This is a genomic window from Rothia sp. 11254D007BW (assembly GCF_053548195.1).
On record NZ_JBPWPK010000001.1, the window covers coordinates 1,339,787 to 1,360,608 of the forward strand.

At 50.8% G+C, this 20,822-nt stretch carries 18 protein-coding genes and 1 tRNA gene; 5 read left to right on the plus strand and 14 right to left on the minus strand.

Annotated elements, in window-relative coordinates; all coding sequences use genetic code 11:
- Positions 1-11: 11 nt before the first annotated feature.
- The 7 genes from ACEE43_RS05990 to ACEE43_RS06020 all read right to left on the minus strand — a co-directional run bounded on the left by ACEE43_RS05990 (position 12) and on the right by ACEE43_RS06020 (position 7,190).
- The gene (locus ACEE43_RS05990) at positions 12-947 is read right to left on the minus strand and encodes a glycosyltransferase family 2 protein (protein WP_449108268.1); all 936 of its coding nucleotides are present in this window, start codon (positions 945-947) and stop codon (positions 12-14) included.
- Between the two features lie 6 nt (positions 948-953).
- Entirely contained in the window at positions 954-2,759 is a 1,806-nt protein-coding gene (locus tag ACEE43_RS05995) for an ABC transporter ATP-binding protein (RefSeq protein WP_449108267.1), read from the minus strand.
- A gap of 122 nt (positions 2,760-2,881) precedes the next feature.
- Positions 2,882-3,865 (minus strand): ribose-phosphate diphosphokinase, encoded by a 984-nt coding sequence (locus ACEE43_RS06000; RefSeq protein WP_237198693.1) that lies wholly within the window; start codon positions 3,863-3,865, stop codon positions 2,882-2,884.
- 5 nt (positions 3,866-3,870) lie between these two features.
- On the minus strand, positions 3,871-5,346 hold the full coding sequence (gene glmU / locus ACEE43_RS06005) for a bifunctional UDP-N-acetylglucosamine diphosphorylase/glucosamine-1-phosphate N-acetyltransferase GlmU (RefSeq protein WP_449108266.1): 1,476 nt from the start codon (positions 5,344-5,346) through the stop codon (positions 3,871-3,873).
- A 61-nt stretch (positions 5,347-5,407) separates the two neighbouring features.
- Positions 5,408-5,479 (minus strand) — tRNA-Gln (locus ACEE43_RS06010).
- A 117-nt stretch (positions 5,480-5,596) separates the two neighbouring features.
- Positions 5,597-6,184, minus strand: coding sequence for an arsenate reductase/protein-tyrosine-phosphatase family protein (locus tag ACEE43_RS06015; protein ID WP_449108265.1), 588 nt, complete (start codon positions 6,182-6,184; stop codon positions 5,597-5,599).
- A gap of 40 nt (positions 6,185-6,224) precedes the next feature.
- Positions 6,225-7,190, minus strand: a complete 966-nt coding sequence (locus ACEE43_RS06020; protein ID WP_449108264.1) for a polysaccharide pyruvyl transferase family protein — start codon at positions 7,188-7,190, stop codon at positions 6,225-6,227.
- A gap of 121 nt (positions 7,191-7,311) precedes the next feature.
- On the opposite strand from ACEE43_RS06020, the gene ACEE43_RS06025 reads away from it, so the two are divergent.
- Complete coding sequence (locus ACEE43_RS06025) at positions 7,312-9,135, plus strand: ABC-F family ATP-binding cassette domain-containing protein (protein ID WP_449108263.1); 1,824 nt, start codon at positions 7,312-7,314, stop codon at positions 9,133-9,135.
- A gap of 291 nt (positions 9,136-9,426) precedes the next feature.
- Positions 9,427-10,350 carry a glycosyltransferase gene (locus ACEE43_RS06030; protein WP_449108262.1) on the plus strand — a complete coding sequence of 308 codons (924 nt, stop codon included), beginning with the start codon at positions 9,427-9,429 and terminating at the stop codon, positions 10,348-10,350.
- A gap of 45 nt (positions 10,351-10,395) precedes the next feature.
- On the opposite strand, the gene ACEE43_RS06035 is transcribed toward ACEE43_RS06030, so the two are convergent.
- From ACEE43_RS06035 to rsmA, 3 genes are read right to left on the minus strand one after another with little or no spacing between them, the layout of a single operon-like run.
- Positions 10,396-11,508 (minus strand): glycosyltransferase, encoded by a 1,113-nt coding sequence (locus tag ACEE43_RS06035; RefSeq protein ID WP_449108261.1) that lies wholly within the window; start codon positions 11,506-11,508, stop codon positions 10,396-10,398.
- 10 nt (positions 11,509-11,518) lie between these two features.
- Positions 11,519-12,439 (minus strand): GHMP family kinase ATP-binding protein, encoded by a 921-nt coding sequence (locus ACEE43_RS06040; protein WP_449108260.1) that lies wholly within the window; start codon positions 12,437-12,439, stop codon positions 11,519-11,521.
- On the minus strand, positions 12,436-13,344 hold the full coding sequence (gene rsmA / locus ACEE43_RS06045; RefSeq protein WP_449108259.1) for a 16S rRNA (adenine(1518)-N(6)/adenine(1519)-N(6))-dimethyltransferase RsmA: 909 nt from the start codon (positions 13,342-13,344) through the stop codon (positions 12,436-12,438). Before rsmA ends, ACEE43_RS06040 begins: the two co-directional genes overlap by 4 nt.
- Before the next feature lie 106 nt (positions 13,345-13,450).
- Between rsmA and ACEE43_RS06050 the strand changes: the two genes are divergently transcribed.
- Positions 13,451-14,695 (plus strand): glycosyltransferase 87 family protein, encoded by a 1,245-nt coding sequence (locus ACEE43_RS06050; RefSeq protein WP_449108258.1) that lies wholly within the window; start codon positions 13,451-13,453, stop codon positions 14,693-14,695.
- Here ACEE43_RS06050 and ACEE43_RS06055 read toward each other — a convergent pair.
- A complete protein-coding gene (locus ACEE43_RS06055) occupies positions 14,649-15,707 on the minus strand; it encodes a TatD family hydrolase (protein WP_449108293.1) in 1,059 nt (352 codons plus the stop codon). The genes ACEE43_RS06050 and ACEE43_RS06055 overlap by 47 nt on opposite strands.
- Before the next feature lie 300 nt (positions 15,708-16,007).
- On the opposite strand from ACEE43_RS06055, the gene ACEE43_RS06060 reads away from it, so the two are divergent.
- Positions 16,008-16,784, plus strand: a complete 777-nt coding sequence (locus ACEE43_RS06060; RefSeq protein WP_449122291.1) for a transposase family protein — start codon at positions 16,008-16,010, stop codon at positions 16,782-16,784.
- Positions 16,785-17,428: 644 nt separating this feature from the next.
- On the opposite strand, the gene ACEE43_RS06065 is transcribed toward ACEE43_RS06060, so the two are convergent.
- The 3 genes from ACEE43_RS06065 to ACEE43_RS06075 form a co-directional block, all read right to left on the minus strand.
- Positions 17,429-18,250, minus strand: a complete 822-nt coding sequence (locus ACEE43_RS06065; protein ID WP_449108348.1) for a glycosyltransferase — start codon at positions 18,248-18,250, stop codon at positions 17,429-17,431.
- A 94-nt stretch (positions 18,251-18,344) separates the two neighbouring features.
- The gene (gene rsmI, locus ACEE43_RS06070) at positions 18,345-19,223 is read right to left on the minus strand and encodes a 16S rRNA (cytidine(1402)-2'-O)-methyltransferase (RefSeq protein ID WP_449108347.1); all 879 of its coding nucleotides are present in this window, start codon (positions 19,221-19,223) and stop codon (positions 18,345-18,347) included.
- Between the two features lie 102 nt (positions 19,224-19,325).
- A complete protein-coding gene (locus ACEE43_RS06075; protein WP_449108346.1) occupies positions 19,326-19,640 on the minus strand; it encodes a DUF559 domain-containing protein in 315 nt (104 codons plus the stop codon).
- A gap of 402 nt (positions 19,641-20,042) precedes the next feature.
- Between ACEE43_RS06075 and ACEE43_RS06080 the strand changes: the two genes are divergently transcribed.
- Positions 20,043-20,819 carry a transposase family protein gene (locus ACEE43_RS06080; RefSeq protein WP_449122291.1) on the plus strand — a complete coding sequence of 259 codons (777 nt, stop codon included), beginning with the start codon at positions 20,043-20,045 and terminating at the stop codon, positions 20,817-20,819.
- The last annotated feature ends 3 nt before the right edge of the window (positions 20,820-20,822 follow it).

A 20,822-nucleotide genomic window follows, 5' to 3' on the forward strand; every position in this document is an offset into this window, starting at 1 on the left:
TCCATCAATATCTACAGCCCCACTCCAAGATTTGGTGAAGGTGCCCGACCAAGCAAGCGATATAGAAACCATCCACTAAATATACCTGCATTAATAGCAAAACGAGGAACCCATTGTTTAATTTTTCTGGGCTTAGCCAAAAGAATCTTGACACCTGCTAAAAGTACTTTAATCATCTCGACTATTGGATGCTGATTTCCCAATGGATTATTATTCCATTTGTTATAACGCTCTAGAAGCAAAGCAACACTTTTTGCACGCCGATAATAGACGTCTATGCTGTTCCGCCGTTTGCGAGTCCGATAGGCAATAGTTGTACTGCGCTGAACCCTTAACTCATACCCAGCCGCCATTAGACGAAAAGCTAAGTCATTGTCTTCAGCACCTGGTTCCATAGTAATGTCAAATCCACCAATTTCTTCCATAACAGATTTTAGCGCCCCGAAACTGCAACCAGGCAAAATTGGCCAGTTTGGATCTTGCTCGCTAGGAAGCGGGGATTGATAGGGCAGGCTTTTATGACTCACAGTATCTAAAACATGAGCGAGACCATAAGCAAATTCCATATCGTCAACAGGATCAAATCCACTGACATAAACAGGATATTCATCTAAAGATTTCTGACAAAATCCCACATACTCAGGCAAAGCGGCATCGTCATCATCGAGAAATATCAGCTTATCACTCCTAGCCTCAGCTATCCCTCTATTCCGGGCATATGATACGCCTTGATGTTGTGTTGCATCGATTATTCTAAGATTAAGCTTTGCCTGCCAGGATTGAGCAACTTCCCGGGTGGAATCGCTTGAACAATTATCTACAATTAATACCTCAAAGGGTTTACATCCTTCTTGCATGGAAAGACTCTCAAGCTGCGTTGAAAGAGTTTTTTCAGAATTATAACAAGGGATGATAACTGAAGCATTTACTGTTTCTATCATTTTCATTATATTCTACTCCGGCAACTGACCAAGGCTAATCAACCGAGCAAATTCTTCATTATCTCGCTTCACTTCAGAGAATGTGCCCCTTGAGACAATTTGCCCGTTAGATAAGTAAAGTAGCTGATCCACGTTCCTTACTGTAGATAGGCGATGTGCTACAACAAAAACCGTGCGCCCTGCAGTTAGCCTGTTGATTGCTTGCGTAATTTTATGTTCGGTTTCATTATCCAAGGCAGAAGTTGCCTCATCAAGAATCAGAATACTGGGGTTTCGGTAAAAAGCCCTGGCCAGCCCAATACGTTGACGTTGCCCGCCTGAGAGTCTAGTGCCATTCTCCCCCAACGTAGTATATATTCCTTCCTCTAAACCAGCTATAACATCCTCTAGTTCTGCAAGCTTGATACACTCTACTACTCGATCATTATCAATCTCCGAATCTTTCAACCCATAGGCAATTTCTTCCCTAACAGTTTTTCCGGACAGGAAAACGTCCTGGGGGACGTAACCGATTTTAGAATGCCAAGATTCTAAGTCTCTACTAATATCCAAACCGTTAGCTAAGACTTGGCCCTCGCTAGGTTCAAGAAGACCCAGTATAAGATCTATAAGAGTTGTCTTACCCGACCCTGAACCGCCCACAAAAGCAACGGAGCTTCCCTCGGGCACGCAAAAACTTATATTTTTCAATACAAAGCTGTTTCCATCAGGGTATTGATAGCTTAAGTTTTCAACAAGAACATTTGTAGGATGTATTGCAGAATTAACTTTACTAAACACACCAATATCTGGATCCCGCTCAAGGAATTTAAACTCACCGACTTCAAGTTCCTTAACAGCCTTCTCATATTTTTCAACATAAGGAATAGACGCACGCAGACCGCCAAGAACAGCAACAACACGGACGAAGTTGGGAAGTATTCTTACACATGCAGCTGCGAAAACCGCCATGTAAGCAGCTTGCCCTAGTCCCCCTGTTAATACCATATATGACATAATTAGAGAAATACCGCCAATAAAAATTATTTCTAACAGGTATTTTGGAAGTTCATAGTAAAAACCTTTTAATCTTGTTGCGTTAACAACGTCGGTTCGGGCCTCTTGATAGGCGTATAGACCACGTTCAGCTACACCATGAATAATATTCTCACGGAAACCATCGGTAGCTGCTAGCGTGGCTTCAGATGCCTTAAGCTCCTTTGTCCAAACAGTATATCCAGCATTCATATTTCTTTTTTTCAAGAAATTTTGTATAAGAAACGACGCAATTCCAAAATACGCAAAAGCAATTAGGGTCTCAAAAGGCATTACAATAGATAGAAGAACTATAAGTAAGATAATAGAAAGTCCTTCACCTGCAATACCGATTATGCTACCTGCATATCCTGTATACACCTGAGAATTTGCAGAACCTGTTATCTGAAGGATCTCAGCTGTTGAACGCTGACGATGAGCAGTGTAAGGCTCACGAGTGTAGGCTCCCAATATCGCAACCGAGCTTGCAGCCTGCTGCTTCGCTATGAACCCGGTCACCCACCATCTAATTGCTAGTGAGAGAACACCCTTAAGGATAAATGAACCCACAAGAATAAAAGTTAAGCAAAGAATAAATTCCTCTTTAGTTGGCCCGCCTAATAAATAATAGATTTTTCCAAGGTAGCCAGTAGTATAGTCTTCGCCTGTAGCTACTTGAATTACCGGCAGGATGACCGCTACGCCCACTAGATCCAAAAGCGAGGTAAAAAATAAAAGCAATAGTGCAAGTATCAGTAAGTAAAATTTTCTTCCTGGAAAAAGATACTTTAGTCTTGTAATCATAAAATCTACTCAATTTCCTCTAAAGTCGAATTTGCAGCCTAATTCCCTATTTTATTACACTGCAGTAAAATAAAGCTTTGCATCACTAGATAAGAAGCTATCTTCCAGTGATATTGACGATGTTAGTTAGCTCGTCCGTCAAACAGGCTAGTCACAGACCCCTCATCGAAAACTTCCTTGATGGCACGAGCCAGTAGCGGCGCAATGGACAGCACAGTCAGATTATCGAACATCTGCTCGGGCTTGAGCGGCAGTGTGTTGGTAACAACGACTTCGCTAGCACCGCAGTTAGCCAGACGCTCCGCAGCGGGGTCAGAGAAGACAGCGTGGGTGGCTGCGATGATGACGTCCTTAGCGCCGTGTTCCTTGAGCACGCGCACAGCACCGGCGATAGTGCCACCGGTATCAATCATGTCGTCAATCAGCACGCAGGTGCGGCCCTCGATGTCGCCCACCACGGTCTTAGATACAGCCTGGTTGGGGACGTTGACGTCGCGGGTCTTGTGGACGAAGGCTAGGGGCGCACCATCGAGCAGCTCGGCCCACTGTTCTGCAACACGAACACGGCCAGTATCGGGCGATACAACGGTGACGTTTGAGGTATCGACCTTGCTTGCAACGTACTCTGCCAGCAGGGGGATAGCCATCAGGTGGTCAACTGGGCCATCGAAGAAGCCCTGAATCTGGGCGGTGTGCAGGTCGACGCTCATCAGGCGGTGGGCGCCAGCGGTCTTGTAGAGATCAGCAATCAAACGAGCTGAGATAGGCTCACGGCCCTTGTGCTTCTTGTCCTGACGGGCGTAGGGGTAGAAGGGGGAAACTACAGTGATGGAACGGGCCGATGCACGCTTGAGCGAGTCAACCATAATCAGCTGCTCCATGATGGCATCGTTAATCGGTGCCGGGTGTGACTGGATAACGAATGCGTCCTTCCCACGCACCGATTCGTTGAAACGTACGTAGGTCTCACCGTTGGCGAAGGTGTAGGCGGATGAAGGAAGAACTTCATTCCCCAGTTCCGCTGCAATCTGTTCAGCGAGTTCGGGGTGGGCGCGGCCTGAGACCAGCGCCATCTTCTTTTCACCTGGATTCGTAATCTCAGTCATTACTGCTATTCGCTTTCCTTAACTGAGTCGGCTGACTCCGCGTTGAGTGCAGCCTGAGCTGCCTCTGCGGCTTCAGTACCGGCTCGCTTTTCAATGACCCAGCGTTCAATATTGCGCTGGGGGGCTTCGTTAATTGCCAGGGCGCCTGCGGGGACGTCCTTGCGGATGACGGTTCCAGCTCCAGAATACGCGCCATCTCCGATATGTACGGGTGCGACATACATGTTGTCGGACCCCATTCGGACATTGTTACCTACGGTGGAACGGTGCTTGTTCACGCCGTCGTAGTTCACAAAGATTGATGCTGCGCCAATATTAGAATTTTCGCCAATGGTGACATCCCCTGCATAGGAGAGGTGGGGCAGCTTTGAACCGGCACCGATTTCGGCGTTCTTGGTTTCAACAAAGGTACCGATCTTGCCCTTGGGGCCAAGCTTGGTGCCGGGGCGCAGGTAAGCAAAAGGTCCAACGGTGGCACCGTCCGCAATTTCTGAATCGGAGCCCTCGGTGCGGGAGATAGTGACGCTCTCCCCTACCTTGACGTTGGTCAGAGTAGTATCGGGGCCGATGACGGAGCCGGTCGCGATGTGGGTGGTGCCGCGCAGGTGGGTGCCAGGCAGGATAGTAACGTCGTTCTCAATGGTGACGGTAACGTCAATCCAGGTGGATTCGGGGTCAACGATGGTGACGCCAGCAACCATGTGCACCTGGGTTAGACGGTCATTGAGCTTGCGCCCCAGCTGGGCCAGCTGCACGCGGTCATTTGCGCCTTCAACTTCCCAGCGGTCTTCAATATCGAGTGCGCTGGTGCGGTAGCCGTCCTCGCGGGCGATGGAGAGAACGTCGGTGATGTACTTTTCACCCTGGGCATTGTCGGTGGTGACGCGGGTGAGCGAGTCACGCAGGACCTTTGCGTCAAAAGCATAGATACCGGAGTTGATTTCGGTGATAGCAAGCTGCTCAGGGGTAGCGTCCTTGGCTTCGACAATGGCAGTTACTTCGCCGGCCTCGTTACGGACAATACGGCCGTAAGAACCGGGCTCGTCAATGTGGGTTGTCAGGACAGTAACAGCGTTCTTGCCTTCTTCATGGAAGGCAATGAGTTTGCGCAGAGTCTCGGTCTTCAGCAGGGGAACGTCACCGTAGGTCACCACAACGGTACCATCAACTTCCCCAGCTTCAGCGTCCAGGCCCAGCAGTCCAACCTCAACGGCGCGACCAGTACCGGGAACTTCGTCCTGGTCTACGATAGTGACGTCAGCGTCAAAAGCGGTGACGTGAGCAGCTACCTTATCGCGCTGGTGACGTACAACAACGGCCAGGTTCTTGGGGGTAAGTTCACGAGCCACAGCTACTGCATGCTCTACCATGGAACGCCCGCCGATGGGGTGCATGACCTTGGGGGTAGAAGACTTCATACGGGTTCCAGCTCCGGCGGCTAGAACAATAACAGCGGACGGAACTGAAGCAGTAGCAGTCACTAGTTGGTACTCCTTGAGCGAGTGAGACCCCGGTAGTTTGCGAGATGTATGGGGTGTTGAGCTCCGCCACAAGGACTCGAACCTTGAATAACGGCTCCAAAGGCCGCTGTGTTGCCAATTACACCATGGCGGATTACCGTCCGACCTACTCCAGTGGAGTAGCACGGACGAATCTAGATACTACCAAGTCTCATGCTCAGAATGAAACGCGTTGAGTGTGAGTTTTGGTAAAAGTTCTCCAGTTAGCAACCTAAGCACCTAACCAGGGGATAATTTTAGTCAGAGCCATCTCGACTTCTTCTACCGCGACTCGTGCTGCTTCTGGCCCCTTGCGATAGGGGTCAGCGATTCTGTCTTCTTTTGCTGGAGGCTCATCAAGGGCAGCCATGAAATCCACAGGATTAACCCGCCGTCCTGCTTTTTCTCGGACTCGTGCCATCTGCTTTAGTAGATGAATTTTCGAGTGGTATTGAGGCCACTCACGCACAATCCAGTTTAGGTGTTCTTTCTCCATAACTAAGACAAGCGCAGATTCTTCCAGTAACTGAGCAGTAATCTGTTTAGCTTGATGACTATGAAAGTTCACACCTCGCGATTCTAGCTCGGCGTCAATAAATGGAGCTACCCCTGAGCCTATGACAGCTCCTGTTCCAGCGCTATCAAAAGTCCACCCCGACTCAGAGCCAGAAAGCTGTTCGGCGATGTACTGCGCTGATGCACTTCGAGCAATATTTCCTGTACAAACAAACAATATTTTCTTTTTTGATATTAATCGGGTCTCCATCTGAGAGAATGGCTTTCGCCCTTTCTCTTTCAGCAAGTTTACATTGAATCCCACTGCCTTCCGACCTCCTTCATTTTAATCATTGAATCAGAAGCTAAAATAAACTACGGATTTCCTTCATCCCAGGGACAGCTTTTATAGCAGAAATCGCCGGACCTCTTAATTGGGAGAAAACCACTCGATAGAAGTTCGCACTTTTAATCTCATCTCCAAGCCTATCAATTGCTTTTTCAAGCTCTTCAATTGACTGATTCACTTTATCCCGTGATGCAACCTTTGCATTATCAAAGATATCCTGAGTTGTGCGGATACTAAATATATCTACCTTACGGGACTCCGAGCTATCGAGCACCACAGACTCATAATCCCTAAATTTAAAATCACCGCCAGGCAGCCCCGCGGGGGGCATCGACCAGACAACAGGAACCCCATAAGAGTCCGCCAAAATCACCCCATGAAGGGAAGTGGAGAAAATGGCGCTGCATTTTTTTATTTGCACAGCAACTTCACGAGGCGATTTTCTAACATCAATATAAATAGCGTTAGATTCAATAGTTTTCCAAATATTTTTAATATAATCTTTTTCTTGATGGGTAAAATGAGGTATAAAACCAATTTTACCCGTGGGAAAAATTTCTTCAAGCGGCAAAATTTTACTCATCAGAAGACCAGGGTCACCTAGCGCGATATCTTCTTTTACATTTAATTTTTTCTTGGAAAGCTTTCCTCGAAGTGCATATATTTTCGCCTTTTTCAAATCTATATCTCTATCAGGGTGCATAACACCCGACCCTAAAATAGACCCACCAAAATCCGCATCCACCATATTCAGAACTGAACCAACCGAGACAAGCTTCGCTTTTTCAGCCGCAACCAAAACTGGCGCAATCCCATAATGTGGTAGAATATATTCTGTTAAAAGATCACCAAAATTTGGCGCTTGATCCCACCAAAATGTCTTTACAATCTTTACAGCTCTTCGACTAGGGACAACATCCCAATAGTAATGAATACGACCTAAAGAGCGTTTCAACCTGTTTAAAGGGTGTGCATAATGCATAAAGAACTCACATTCTTTGATTGTCTATTATTTTCAATTAGATTTTTAGATTTATCTTCCTGAAATATTATAACAGTTACTTTATCGCAATGAACCACTATCATCAGCTAAGATAGCTAACGTGGCACATCTACTTGGCGGCGAAGACCTGCATATTGAGTTCCCTACCCGTACCATCTTTGAGGGCATCACGGTTGGCCTGAACGAAGGCGATCGCATCGGCATCGTAGGCCGTAACGGTGACGGTAAGTCGACCCTTCTCTCCCTTCTCGGCGGGCGGCTTACCCCCGATTCAGGTAAGGTCACGGTGCGATCCGGCACCCGGATAGGCTTCCTTGACCAGGCTGATGTGCTCGATGATTCGCTCACTGTAGGCCAGGCTATCGTTGGCGACATGCCTGAATATGAGTGGGCTTCAGACTCTATGATTCGCGATGTTATTTCGGGTCTGGTATCAGATTTAGACTGGGACGCGCCCGTCTCTTCTCTCTCAGGTGGTCAGCGCCGACGCGTTGCCCTTGCCGCTCTGCTGGTAGGCGACTGGGACGTCCTCATGCTTGACGAACCTACCAACCATCTCGATGTGGAGGCTATCACCTGGCTAGCTAACCACCTTAAAACCCGCTGGTCTAAGAATGCGGGCGGTCTGCTCACCGTCACTCACGACCGTTGGTTCCTGGACGAAATTTGTACAGATACCTGGGAGGTCCACGACGGTATTGTCGAGCCCTTCGAGGGCGGATACGCTGCCTACATTCTGCAGCGTGTTGAGCGCGATCGCCAGGCAGCTGCAACCGAAGCAAAGCGTCAAAACCTCATGCGTAAGGAGCTTGCCTGGCTGCGCCGAGGTGCCCCTGCGCGTACCTCCAAGCCCAAATTCCGTATCGACGCCGCTAACGCTCTTATCGCCGACGTGCCCCCGGTACGTAACAAGGTAGAACTATCACAGATGGCTGTATCCCGCCTGGGTAAGGACGTGGTGGATATCGTGGACGTCGATGTCAGCTACCCCGATGCCAATGCACCCGGGGCAACGAAGGACGTGCTCAAAAAGGTTACCTGGCGCATCGCTCCTGGTGAGCGCACCGGCATTATGGGTGTGAACGGTGCTGGAAAATCAACTCTGCTAGGCCTTGTGACGGGCTCGGTAGAGCCTACCCGCGGGCGGGTTAAGCACGGCAAGACCGTGAAGGTCGCGACGCTCACCCAGCAGCTCGATGAGCTGCGGGAAGTTGAGAATGACCGGGTATCAGATGTCATTGGGCGCAAGCGTACCTCGTATGTAGCTGGCGGCAAGGAAATGACTCCCGGGCAGCTTCTGGAACGCCTGGGCTTTACATCGGCACAGTTATCTTCCCCGGTGAAAGATCTCTCAGGCGGGCAGAAACGCCGGCTTCAGCTCCTGCTTATTCTCTTGGATGAGCCCAATGTTCTCATCTTGGACGAGCCCTCCAACGACCTTGATACCGACATGCTGGCTGCGATGGAGGACCTCCTCGATACCTGGCCGGGTACGCTGCTGGTGGTTTCGCACGACCGCTACCTGATGGAGCGTGTCACCGATCAGCAGTACGCATTGATTGACGGTACTTTTAGGCATCTGCCAGGCGGGGTTGATGAATACCTGCAACTTTCAGCTTCTGCCGCTGCCGTGCCGTCGACCAAGGCGGTTGATTCTTCTCCTCTTGGTAAGCAGGACACCGGTAACAACTCGGCTACTAAGGCTAGCGGAGCTGAAATCCGGGCAGCACAGAAGGAAATCAACCAGATTGACCGAAAACTAGCCAAACTATCAGACCAGAAAATCAAGCTAGAGGATAAGATGACTAGTTATAATTATTCAGATTTTGAAGGCCTAGCTAAATTAGTTAGACAAAGACATAGTATAGAAGAAGAGAGTGAAAGGTTAGAGATTCGATGGTTAGAATTAAGTGAATTGTTATAGGGGATAAATATCACGAAGATACCGATGCAAGTCGACCAGAGAATCTACAGGATTTAAAATTTACATAGCTTGCTTTATTCAATGTAAGCTAGTATAGAAATTTGATAGAGTGTAAACTCTAGCTACAATTAGAAATCTAAGCACCATCAACATCAATCTATCTAATCGAATTATTAGAAATTTGCTTTGTGAGATGGGGATTTTTCTGAGAATTTTAATATTCTATACTACACCCCGAATAACCTCAGGAATTTCTCAATATCTAGAATAATTAATTAAGGATTCAATCTAATGGCAGAATACCCGGTTGTCACAGTCATCATCCCTGCTTTCAACGCAGCAAGCTTCATATCTGATCAACTCAATTCCCTAGCATCGCAGTTAAATGCTCCACCTTTTGAAATTATTATTGCTGACAATGGATCAACTGATAATCTAAGCGAAATTATTGAAGAATATAAACATTTACTTAATATTTCTATTGTTGATGCATCTCGAAAAAAAGGGCAATCATACGCACGAAATCTTGCAGTTTTTAAAGCTTCAACTGATTTTATTTTGTCCTGTGATGCTGATGATATTGTGGCCCCCAACTGGGTATCCTGCCTCTCACAGTACATATTAAATGAAGATTGTATTGTAACGACTCCACTTTTGCCATTTTATCCTCACTCAGGTGAATCTCCTGAGACAGCACCAGCTTCACGAAAAACTCAAGAGATGCTGTTGGGCCTCAATAAATTCCCATTTGCACAAGGAGGATCAGCAGCTTATAGAAAGTCCTCATTTATCGAAGTCGGAGGTTTCGATGAGAGCTTTCGTGGAGGATCAGAAGATATTGATTTTTCATGGAGACTCACAGACTCGGGTCGGCCCCTATATTTTTGTGATAATACTTTTCTATATTACAGGGCTCGAGAAAATGAAGGAAATACCTATCTACAGGTTTATCGGTATGCCCGTGAAAATGTATTATTATGGAAGAGGTGCAAAGATCGAGGTAAGTATATTAATTCTGTTTCTCTAAAAACTGCTGTCATAAGAGCTGCCGCAGTGCCCTATCTGTATCTACGTAAACGTTCTATCAACGACATCGCCGGGTATGGAGGGAGGCTGGGGGCTTTAGTAGGAAATATACAATATAGAATATTAAAGAAAAAAGAATCACCCGAACTTATATGGAGTTCTATCTCTGAAATTATTACTCAAAGATAATTAATAATGATGTGGGCTACTATATTGAAGGTAGCCCACAATCGATCAGATTTTTTCTATTAGGGCTTCCCAGATTTTGATTACCGAATTGCTACGATATCTTTCAGAATACTGCTGTGCCCTAGTAGATAGATCCCTCCTCAGTGCAGAATCATTCATATACTTCATAAGGGTTTCGCTAAAAGAATCAATATCTTGAGGCGACACAAGAAGACCACATTGTGAAACAATGTCGTGTACCCCAGGTGAAACATCGTACGCCACAGTAGGAACTCCTAATTGAGCTGCCTCGATGATAGTCATGGGCAGGCCTTCAATTTGTGAAGAAAGAACATTTAAAGATGCACCATCAAAAACTTGAGTTATATCCCGAACCGCCGGATAAAAAGTTATTTCTGGATAAGAAGCATATTTTCTCCGGAGATTTTCTTTAGTTTCACCTTCACCATAAAGATTTAGAGTCCATCCATCATGAGGAATTTTTATGAATGCTTCTATCAGATGATGTACTTGTTTAGTATCAGAAAATCTTCCCGCGTACACAACCCTTTTACTATCCAGATGAGATAAATCCTTATTGGAATTATGAATATCTATAATATTAGGAATAAAATGGAATTTTTTTGAAAATTCTTGAGAAAATAAGATCTCATCAGTTTCTGACAGAACTGTAGCATGGTCGCAAGAAGTGAGAGATTCTTCCAGATTAGCCACATCCTGATCAGTAAGCCCTGACCGAGACATGTGCAATTGAACAACCCTTTTTATCTTACCTAAATCGATTAAGGTAGATAGATAGTTATAGCTCTGTAACGATGCACCAATAATTAAGATATCATCATTCTTATATTTTTTTAACTTCTGTTGGACCCTTAACGAGAAAATGGGCCTTCCAGCTATGCCAAGGAGCCTACGAATAAATTTTAAATATTTTTTTGATGTATCATAACCTTTCATGCCGTCAGTAAATTTTATCCAGGGATTGATTCGAAATATATCATAATTTTTTTGAAAATATTCATCAGCTGAATATAGTAAAAAATACTCAACGCTATACCCTTGGTCAACGAGAGCATTGTAAAGATTTCGAGTTGAGGTGACAAGACCGTTCGGAAGAAATAAGTCCGAGACCGCAATTATAACCTTTTTTTTGCCCACAATATTTTACCTATCTAATATTTTTTAAAAGAGCTACAGTCGGCCCTGATCCTGAGAGAAACAAGCTTTTTACATTTGAATGCGAAGCTATCCTGACCATTATTTTAGCAATTTCTGGCAACAAGGTTACGGCAGGCGCAGCCAGGTCGTTGCGCAGCAGTCCGGCAATAGCAGGTAGACGCTTCTGCAATGGCTCAGCAGAGGTCAACAGGTCTAGCAGCTCCTGCGGAACTTGCAGGGTGGCATCCGGAGCAGGGTAGCGCCCCGCCGCGCGGCCGGCGTCCAGCTCCTTAAACACGGCGGGGGTCGACAGCCCAGCCGTTGTTGAAGGCACAAACCCAAACTTCAGTGGCTCAACGCCTTCAGGTACCTCAATCGGCGTGAGCTTGTCCCCCACCCCGGTGCCCACAGCCAGGCCACCCAAGAGAGCAAAGGGCACGTCGGCGCCCAGCGGAGCAGCCAACTCCAGCAGACGCTCAAGCCCTAGAAGCTCAGTAGCGAGGCCTGCCTGCACCAGGTAGTCGTTCATGGCCTTCATGGCGGCGGCAGCATCAGCAGACCCTCCGCCCATCCCACCGGCGACCGGAACAGCCTTATCAATGTGAAGCTGAACGGCGACGTCCTGAATATCCAAGCCCTGGGCAGCTACCACCGTTGCTGCCCCGCGATAGGCCAGGTTAGATTCATCAAGCGGAACGACAGCCGGGTCAAAAGCCCCGGCAGCAACCTGCTCCGCAACCGGTGAACCTTCAGCAACACTCATAGACTGGGCGATACCGGGCTCATGGGCCGAAGAAATCGTGACGCGCTCTAACACATCGGTAGCGGCATAGAGCGAGGCGACCTCGTGGTAGCCGTCCTCGCGCAGGGGCCCCACCGCAAAGTAGAGGTTGACCTTGCCCGGGGCAGTAGCAGAAACGCTTAGGGTCATGAGGACGCGCCCTCCCCGCCCTGCTCCGCGCCGGCAGGTACCTGCCGGGCGGCTTCGGCAATCTTAATGAAATCGAAGATATCAAGCTTCTCCCCGCGCAACTGCGGGTCAATGCCGGCGGTCTCAAGAATCTCTCCGGCGCGGGCAGCTGAACCGGCCCAACCGGCCAGGGCAGCCCGCAGAGTCTTGCGACGCTGGGCAAAGGCAGCATCGACAATAGCAAAAACCTCTTCACGAGGCAGGTCAGACAGTAGCTCAGGGCGGCGCTTAAAAGCCACCAGACCCGACTTAATCTTAGGGGCAGGCCAGAAAACGTTAGTACCGATCACCCCGGCCTTAGACACCTCAGCGAACCAGTTAGCCTTGACCGAAGGCACCCCGTAAATCTTAGACCCGGGCTTGGCCGAGAGGCGGTCAGCAACCTCGTCCTGCACCATAACCAGGGCATGCTCAATCGAGGGGAAGGTAGCAAACATATGCAGCAGCACCGGCACCGCCACGTTATAGGGCAGGTTAGCTACCAGGGCGGACGGGGTACGCGGCAGCTCGGTGACCTTCATAGCATCGGAGAGCACCACGTCGATACGGTCCTCTGAGCCGGGGCGGAACTTAGCAATCGTCGCCGGAAGCTGTTCAGCAAGAGGCGGATCGATCTCAACAGCAACCATGTCGCGGGCAGCGTCCAAGATGCCCAGGGTCAGCGAACCCAGGCCCGGGCCAACCTCAACCACCGTCTCATCAGGGCTGATATCGGCAACAGCGATAATACGGCGGATAGTGTTAGGATCAATCACAAAGTTCTGCCCCAGAGTCTTAGTGGGGCGGATACCCAGGGTGGCAGCTAGGTCACGGATTTCTTGGGGGCCCAACAGAGCATCGGGCGCAGGAGATTGCTGTTCAGTCACGCACCCTAGTCTACCGGGTCTGCTCCAGCACAGAGGGTCTCCCCGTAGTCAGAGCGCCACCGGTAGAATTACTGCTCGTACCCAGCCACCCAACCCCGGGGAACCTATGCCTACCGCACCTGCCGCGCACCAGCGTCCGCCCATCACCGCCCTTACCAGGGCGCTCACCAGCACACCGGCCCTGGTCACCGCCCTAGCGCTCACCGTTATCAGTGCCTACCCCTTCCTCTGGGACGAAAAAATGGTGGCCCGGGAATTCTTCGACTTACAGGTCTACTACGGCGGGGTTGCCCACTGGCTAGAAACCGGCCAGCTCTACAACTGGGCCCTGCCACCCGAAGAAATCTACGGGTTCACCTACCCACCCTTTGCTGCCCTCGTTTTCACCCCCTTTGTGCTGCTCACCAGTGCAGATACCGCAGGACCTATATTCCTGTTGCTCAACATTGCCGCACTGGTGGCCCTGGTCTACCTCTCCTGCCGGGGTATGGGGGTAGGCAAGCGCCCCGCCCTAGCTGCCGGGCTCTGGCTCACTCCCCTGCTGCTCAAGTTCTTCCCCATCAGCTTCAATATGGAACTGGGGCAGATCAACCTCTTTTTAGTACTGCTGATTCTCACCGACGTCATCTACCTCAAGAACACCCGCTGGCACGGGGTACTGATTGCTCTGACCGCCTGCATCAAGCTCACCCCGGCTATCTTCGGGTTGCTCTTCATCGCCACCCGCGACTGGAAGTCCCTGGCCCGTTTCGTGGGCACCGGCCTAGCTTCTATCGCGCTAAGTTTTGCCGTCGATTTTGAGGTAGCCCGCGAGTACTTCACCGAGAAAATCTTTGAATCCTCCCGCGTGGGGTCGATTACCGGGGCGCTGAACTATAACCTGCTGGGCACCTGGGCCATGCTCTTCCCCAGCTGGCTCACCGGCGTCCTTTTTGCCATTACCGCCCTGGGGTCGGTAGTGCTGACTTACCTGGCCGTGCGCAGGTTAGCGGGGCAGGACGCCCCCGGCGCCTACCTGGGGGCGGCCTCCTGTGTTGCGGTGCTGGGGCTGTTGCTCTCCCCCATCTCCTGGACCCACCACTGGGTCTGGTTCGTGACCTTCCTCATCTTCGCAGGTCTCTACGGCTGGCGCACTGCCCACAGCGGCTACCTCTACCTAGCCGACACCGGTGTGCTCATCTTTGCCATGCCCTTTGCGGTCTGGTTTGGCGGGCACGACTGGGGCGGCAACGAGTGGCCCGAGCACCTGGCTCTCCTGCATGCTCTACCGGTGGCCTGGGCAGTCGCCTACCTGGCTCTAGGGGCTAGAAGCCCTCAATCCCCCAACTCCCGTAAGCTGCCAGGGAGTTAGCTCGGATATCCCGGCACAGCTCTTCAAGGTCGGCACCCAGATGGCCAGCCATAAAGCGGACGGTGTAGTTGGTCATGTAGCTGGCATTAGGACGGCCCCGGAAGGGGTGGGGGGTCAGGAAGGGCGCGTCGGTCTCAGCCAGAATCAGCTCCCGGCGGGCTAGCTTCAGGGACTCCTGAATACCGTGCGAGTTCTTGAAGGTCACGGTGCCGGCAAAGCTCATGTACCAGCCCTGCTCATTGCAGATCTCAGCCAGGTCGGGCCCGCCGGAGTAGCAGTGGAAAATCACGGTATCGGGCGCGCCCTCATCAAGCAGAATGCGGACGACATCCTCGTGCGCATCGCGATCGTGAATCTGCACGGCCTTACCGTGTTTCTTCGCCATACGGATATGGGCGCGGAAAGACTCCTCCTGGGCATCCTTCCCCTCCTCACCGGTGCGGAAGTAGTCCAGGCCAGTCTCACCCAGGGCACGGACGCGCGGGTCAGCTGCCAGCGCATCGATAGCGGCCAGGGCTGCCTCTAGCTGGCCAGCTTCTGCCAGCTTGGGGGCTTCGTTAGGGTGCAGGGCCACAGCGGCCAGCACACGGGGGTCAGCCTGGGCAGCACGCACAGCGTAGAGGGAACTGGGAACATCACAGCCCACCTGCACAATTGCGCCGATGCCCAGGGCTTCGCCGGTATCGAGGGCGTCGCGGGCGGTGACGGCAACCTCGCCGTCGAGCAGGTCCATGTGGGTGTGGTTATCGACGATGGCGTAGGGCAGGGGCGCGGGAGCGGGCGGGAAGACCAGGTTGCGGCGGCGTCCGTCCTCCCCCTTCTCACCGCGGCGGCGGGTGCCCTCCCCGCTGGGCTCGCCCGCGGTGTTGTAGCGGTCAGCCTGATAGGCCGGGGGCACCTCGCCCTCAAGAATCGGCTCAGGGGTTTCAAAGATGGTGGCGGCCTGCTCTGCCTCACTGGGTAGGTAGGAAGCAAAACGCTGGGCAAGCTCTGATAGCTCATTAGCAGCCATCGAATGGCGGTTGATGCACACGGGTAGATCCTCTTGATATAGATAAAGAACATTAATTCATACAGCTTAAATCCTCCCATACATCGTTGCCCACCAGCAGCCTTACAGCAGTTAAATCACGAGATAGTAGGACTTCCCTTCAGGAAACAACGACAAGAAATAATAAATTTTAAATCAATGAGGCTTATTCAAAAGTAGACACGCACCCCACACCCACCAACTAGACAACGACCCCACCCGCGGCAAAAATATGAGCGTTAAATCTCTACAAATAACCTCAAGCCATACCGGACAAGACCGTTGCCACACCAGCGTACAACCGGCCTCACAGCCACGCAATTCGCCACACTACACACAGCCCTCACCCATCACCTCACCTGGTCAAAACCAGGCGGAAGACCACCAGCGCTAACCCTCACCCAAGCCCTCAAAATCACCCTGCTCTACCACCGCCACAACCTCACCGAAGAACTCCTCGCAGAACTTTTTGCTGTCTCTCAATCGACAGTCTCACGAGCTATCAACACCATCGAAAAGGCCCTGGAGAAGATTCTCACTCCGCTGACTCAGCCTTTGAAAGAAAGCCTCAAAGCACCCGGGTCCTTAGTAGTTGACGGGACTCTGATACCCACGTGGAATTGGCGTTCACTTGGTAAAACAAATTTCTCTGGAAAGCACAAACGAGCCGGATTCAACCACCAAGTCATTTGCACCTTGGATGGAAAGTTGCTGGCTATCACAGACCCGGTGCCCGGGGCCAGGCATGATGCTTACGCCTTCAAACATCATGGCTTGGAAAGATATCTTGATGAGAGCACTGTGGCTGATAAGGGCTATATCGGGTTGGGGTTGGCTACCCCGGCCAGGCGCAAGCCGGGTCAGCGGCTGAGTCGGGAGCAGAGGCGGAATAATCGGGTGCTGAATCGGCTGCGGTCGGTGGTGGAGCGGGTTATCGCTCACATCAAGACTTGGCGGATTCTTCATACGGGGTTTAGGCGGCCGTTGGGGTTGTATGGGCGGGTGTTTGCGGTGGTGCGGGGGTTGGTGTTTTTGGCTGCGGGTGGGACTTTTGAATAAGCCTCAATGATTTCCCACAAGGGATAGATATATTCTATTTTAATAAATTTTTTCCATAATTAGAAAATAAAAACTTTTTAACCGTAAACATCATGACCCATAAATTCACTCCCAGCCCTCCTCAGCAAGTAATAATCCACTCATACTAAGAGACCACCTAAAACTAGTATGCAGAACACGCCACGTCTTGATCTGAGCAATGACTCACTCCATCACCGACCGCAACCGACTAAGCACCCAGCCATTCTGCCTACTCCTCGGCACTAGGCCTAAACTATGCCTGACGCTTCATCAGGGTAGCCACCCCCAGGCTTATGCAGCTCTTATTCGCTAAAGTCGTCGCATTTAGATACTCCCCCAAGCCCATGAGATTTAAAAGCATAAGCGTCACACCTAACCCCAAGGGCCGAGTCGCGGTCACCATTAGGAGTCAGCCGCCTGATTTTACCCAGGCGCTGTGGACTTATAGAGCTGCGAAGGAGTATTGCGAATTGCTGGCACTTCAGGTCTGTTGCAGGTTTGTTGGGCAACAACATCCTCCGGCGCAATCTTGAGAGTATCCCTAGCGTTTTATCTGATCTTTACTGCTGCGCGATGCTTTGCTTAGTTTGCAATGAGAACTTTTAAGCAACCCTCGTTAAATATTATCGGTAATTTTCTGTAATTACACCAAGAGTATCATCTTTATAAATATGTTTATGGTATTTTAAGGAAATTGGATGAAGGATTTCGCCTAATAATTCCGTCCAGCCAAAGGGGTAACCCTGAGGTGGATTATAACTATCACTTTCACCTGCATCAGCAGCCTCTAGAGCTATCATGCGTTCAGTCATACGACGCTCCATTTCTTGCAAAGCTTCACCGGCCAATGGAGTCTGTGGCTTAAAGGCAAATAAACCCATGCCCATCAATAGACCGTAGTGGCGTCTAATCTGCTGCCCAAGATGACCAGGAACATTTGCGGTGCTCCACCTCCCAAGTTCAGGATAGCCCGTCGCCCACAGTCCATCATCACTATTAAGAATCCGAATACTATTAGCTAAATCTCCACGGATTTCTTTAATATCCGTATAAATGCCACCATGGTGATACATAATATACATACGCAAGTAGTCAGCTTTATGCACCGGTGTTAGATATCTAAAACCAGGGTGAACACCTCCCCTTACTTCGACCTGAGAAGGGTTGGTTACCAGCTCATAAGGAATTCCTAATTTCTTAAGATATTCAAGATTGCGCAAACGGTTCGCTGTGAGCTCATTCTTCCCCATCCACAAAAACCACAATTTCAAAGGAGCTTCTCTTGGTGCTGGAACTGGGTCAAGACTATTTGACATAAAAGTATCCCCAGGATTTTCTCGGTAGGTATAGAGAATCAACCTATCCTTTGTAATCCAAAACTTGTCTTTTCCATTTTCTATGTGGGGTTTAAATTTATGTTTTACTTGGTAAAAAATACTGGACATCGCACTACCAAAATTCTCGAAGAGAAAGAGGATAATTTCATTATCATGGACAGGAATATACTTGTATATTCCTGAGCTCCAGTATACCCAAATACTACCCCTCACGCACCGTTAGTACCGCCTCATACAAGTCACGCTTGGACACCCCGTGGGCTTCGGCGACCTGGGCGCAGGCGGCTTTCAGGCGGACGCCACCGGCCACAAGCTCCAGGACGAGGTCGGTCAGGTTCTCTGCCTCTTCTGCCTCGGGTTCAGGGGCACCCTCCACCACGATGGCGATTTCGCCCTTGATCTGCTTGGACTCAGCCCAGGTGATAAGTTCTGCCAGGCTACCGCGGGCTACTTCTTCGTGCAGTTTAGTGAGTTCGCGGCAGACAGCCGCCCGGCGCTGCGCTCCGAAGGTTTCGGCAAAATCGTGCAGGGTCGCGGCCAGCCGGTGGGGGGACTCGTAGAAGACCATGGTGCGCTCTTCACTAGCGAGCGCGGCCAGGCGCCGGGTGCGGTCGGCTCCCTTCCGCGCAAGAAAACCCTCAAAGGTGAAACGCCCCGAGGGCAGGCCAGAAACAGCAATCGCGGTGACGACGGCTGAGGGGCCCGGCAGGGCGGTAACGGTCAGACCGGCGTTGGCCACAGCAGCTGCCGCGACATAGCCGGGATCGGAGACAGCGGGCATACCGGCGTCCGACATGAGCAGCACGGTCTGCCCGGCTGCCACAGCCTCAACGATCTGCCCGGCGCGGTCAGCTTCGTTGTGGTCGTGGTTGACCAGCACCCGCCCCCGGGTGGTGACGCCCAGCCCGGCGGCTAGTTTACGCAGGGTACGGCTGTCTTCAACGGCGAGGACGTCGGCGGACGCGAGCGCCTCGCGCAGGCGCGGGGAGGCATCGGCTAGGTTGCCGATGGGGGTTCCACCAAGGATGAGGGCGCCGCCTTCGGCCGGCGCAGCGGGCGTGGTGTGAGGGGAGGATTCCATAGGGTTAAACCCTACTACTTTTGTTCCCCTACAAGTAGGGACCAGATTCCTCCCGACGTCCTTGTCCACCACACATACAATCGTTACTTTTCTGGTCCATTGTTACCTGAGCGCTGCGATTCTGCTGCTCCCGTTTTTCCGTTGCATGGTGGCAAGAACTTCACGAACGATCCTCTGCGGATGGTTCACAACGGTAGACCAGTCATAGCGCAGCACATCCCACCCAGCGTTTTTCAGCAGCTTCTCGCGTCGTACCTCGCTGAAGAAAACCTCATCGCGGCTCTGGGAATCAAGGTATTTCACCCGCCCATCAAATTCGAGGGCAATCATTTCATCTTCGTAAGCAAAGTCGAGCCGGAAGTGTTCGTTATCAACCCAGACATCAACCTGCTGGGTTGGCAGGGGTAAGGGGCTCATGTGTAAGACCCATTTCAGTTTACTTTCACCAGCACTCTCGCTCGAAGAACTCATGAGGCCGGCGACCGTCCGCATTTTCTGAACTCCGCGCCCCCTCTGGCGCCCCAAATATTCCGCGACTTCCTCAACGGTGCATGCTCCCTGATAAAGCGCTGACTCAACCGTAACTAGCGCTGAGGACGGATGCAGGTAGCGGCAACAGTCAGCTAAAGTCCGCAGGCGGGTAGTGAGGTGAAATAAACCGTGCGATGACGTCGTATCGAGAGCTGTATACGAATAGTGAGGCTTATTCAAAAGTAGACACGCACCCCACACCCACCAACTAGACAACGACCCCACCCGCGGCAAAAATATGAGCGTTAAATCTCTACAAATAACCTCAAGCCATACCGGACAAGACCGTTGCCACACCAGCGTACAACCGGCCTCACAGCCACGCAATTCGCCACACTACACACAGCCCTCACCCATCACCTCACCTGGTCAAAACCAGGCGGAAGACCACCAGCGCTAACCCTCACCCAAGCCCTCAAAATCACCCTGCTCTACCACCGCCACAACCTCACCGAAGAACTCCTCGCAGAACTTTTTGCTGTCTCTCAATCGACAGTCTCACGAGCTATCAACACCATCGAAAAGGCCCTGGAGAAGATTCTCACTCCGCTGACTCAGCCTTTGAAAGAAAGCCTCAAAGCACCCGGGTCCTTAGTAGTTGACGGGACTCTGATACCCACGTGGAATTGGCGTTCACTTGGTAAAACAAATTTCTCTGGAAAGCACAAACGAGCCGGATTCAACCACCAAGTCATTTGCACCTTGGATGGAAAGTTGCTGGCTATCACAGACCCGGTGCCCGGGGCCAGGCATGATGCTTACGCCTTCAAACATCATGGCTTGGAAAGATATCTTGATGAGAGCACTGTGGCTGATAAGGGCTATATCGGGTTGGGGTTGGCTACCCCGGCCAGGCGCAAGCCGGGTCAGCGGCTGAGTCGGGAGCAGAGGCGGAATAATCGGGTGCTGAATCGGCTGCGGTCGGTGGTGGAGCGGGTTATCGCTCACATCAAGACTTGGCGGATTCTTCATACGGGGTTTAGGCGGCCGTTGGGGTTGTATGGGCGGGTGTTTGCGGTGGTGCGGGGGTTGGTGTTTTTGGCTGCGGGTGGGACTTTTGAATAAGCC